This is a genomic window from bacterium endosymbiont of Bathymodiolus sp. 5 South (genome assembly GCF_900128535.1).
In the GTDB taxonomy this organism is placed as follows: Bacteria; Pseudomonadota; Gammaproteobacteria; order PS1; family Pseudothioglobaceae; genus Thiodubiliella.
In genome coordinates, this window is the sequence record NZ_FQTR01000210.1 from 1 (window position 1) to 2,427 (window position 2,427).

At 38.9% G+C, this 2,427-nt stretch carries 2 protein-coding genes; both read left to right on the forward strand.

Features of this window, described 5'->3' with window-relative positions:
• Window positions 1–187: 187 nt before the first annotated feature.
• The gene (locus BBROOKSOX_RS12305; protein ID WP_257607854.1) at window positions 188–1,729 is read left to right on the forward strand and encodes an RHS repeat-associated core domain-containing protein; all 1,542 of its coding nucleotides are present in this window, start codon (window positions 188–190) and stop codon (window positions 1,727–1,729) included.
• Window positions 1,726–2,427 (forward strand): RHS repeat-associated core domain-containing protein (locus tag BBROOKSOX_RS10055; protein WP_306821350.1); only part of this gene is annotated, 702 nt, incomplete at its 3' end. The genes BBROOKSOX_RS12305 and BBROOKSOX_RS10055, both read left to right, overlap by 4 nt.

Sequence of the window (2,427 nt, forward strand, 5' to 3'; positions counted from 1 at the left end):
AAAGTCGTGCCCCAGAACAAAATATATGAATTGAGAACTTTACACAAATAAAAACTAAATTTTCACCTTTTAAAAAGGGTTGAAAGGTATGATTTTTATTTTGAAATCAAGGTATAGTTAATTTTATAAGGTGAAATCTTTAAACGCATATCGTCATAAATATTAAATTAGAAAAGTTTTAGCCATTATGAACACCCTAGAATTTTATCAACAAACTTATACCTACGACGCAGGCAACAACCTAACCGCCCTATCGCACCAAGCAAACAGTAATAATTGGCAAAAAACCATCTCCATTCACCCAAACAGCAACCGTGGCACTGAAAATAACAACCAAAATAACTTTGACGCCAACGGCAATTTATTAAACTTAAACAATATCGGCAACCTAGAGTGGTACTACAACAACACCTTAAATAAACTGAATAAAGCAGACAAACCTAACACCACACAATACTATGTTTATGATTATCAAGGCAATCGAGTCCGCACTGCGATTGAATCTGACCACCAAGTGCAAAGCCAAAGAGACTACCTGCCTTCACTAGACATCTCAACCAACCAAGCAAAGCAACAAAGCAGCACCCTGCATATTGGTACCCATATCCTGAGTGAAAGCAGTAAAGACAACACCCAAAACCCCAACCAAACCCACTACCAACTCACCAACCACCTGCAATCTAACGCCTTAGAGTTGAATGACAAAGCCCAAACCCTCAGTTACGAACACTACTACCCTTATGGTGGTACTGCCATCATTGCGGGTAGAAATAAAACCCAAGTGCAACAAAAACGCTACCGCTACACAGGCAAAGAAAGAGACGACAGCAGTGGTTTATGCCACTACGGTGCTAGATACTTAGCCCCTTGGTTGGCAAGATGGATAAACCCAGATTCAGCAGGGGTGGTTGATGGCTTGAATTTGTATGTTTATGTGAGTAATAATCCACTTAAATATATCGATCCAGCAGGACATGTTAAAGTTTATCCAGTTAACATGAGTTTGCCTCATGATGAAATAGATATACTAAGTCCAATTAAAGGAACTTATCAGAATAATAATTTATTTTATTTTCCTGAAGCGTATGAAAGACTGGAAAATATTGTTAAGACTTATCCTGCTGATAAATTTAACTTGTTAAACACTAATACAGAATTTTCCATAGAAGCAGAAGAGAGTAGCAGCGATGCACTAATCATTCAAGCCTCCTCTGATCCGCCTTTTGATTCTTTTACGAATATTATGAACTTTTCCACAGGAGAGTTAGTTATGTATTCAAATTTTAAAAATGAAGATATAAGTCTTCGTTCTGGCTTGAACGCAACAGAGGTAATCTCTTATCAGTATTTAGGGATGACAAAAATAGCAGGCACATTAAATATGCTACCTAAAACAACGATACTCCAGGGTATCACCAACCCCAGCACAAACGAAGCAATAGAGATTTATAAAATGGATAGAAATTACCCAAGGTTTTATCGTAATTTTCTTATTGAAAGTGATAACGGTAGACCTTCTTTAAGGCTTGCCAATACTTTTAGTCTTGAGATAACCTCTATAAAATTAGAGAGTATTGACAATAATATTCGCCTACATTTAAAACCAAAAATGCCTTTAATATCTGCCGAAGAACCCCTACCACCTCGTGGAGATATGCATGAATATTTTGCACCTGCTAGTAGACTAACTAAAATAAGACAACAAACAAACCACTGTGTCATATTATGACTTCACTAGAACCCTACCAGCAAACCTACACCTACGACACAGGCAACAACCTAACCAACCTATCACATCAGGCAAACGGTAGTGCTTGGCAACAAACCCTCACCATCCACCCAAATAGCAACCGTGGCACAGAAAATAACAACCAAAATAACTTTGATGCCAATGGCAATTTATTACATTTAGACAATATTGCTAACCTAGAGTGGTATTACAACAATACCCTTAACAAACTCACCAAAGCAGACAAAACCACACAATACAATATTTATGATTACCAAGGCAATCGAGTCCGCACTGTGATTGAATCTGGCCAGCAAACACAAAGCCAAAGAGACTACCTACCCGCACTAGACATCTCAATCAACCAAGCAAAACAACAAAGCAGAACTCTACACATTGGTACCCACATCCTCAGCGAAAGCAGCAAAGACAACAGGCAAACTCCGTATCAAACTCGCTATCAACTCAACAGCCACCTACAATCCAACACCCTAGAGTTGGATGACAAAGCCAAAATTCTCAGTTACGAGCACTACTACCCCTATGGTGGCACTGCCATTATCGCTGGCAAAGACAAAACCCAAGTGCAGCAAAAATACTATCGCTACACAGGCAAAGAAAGAGATGACAATAGTGGTTTATGCTACTACGGTGCCAGATACCTAGCTCCTTGGTTGGCAAGGTGGATAAGCCCTGAT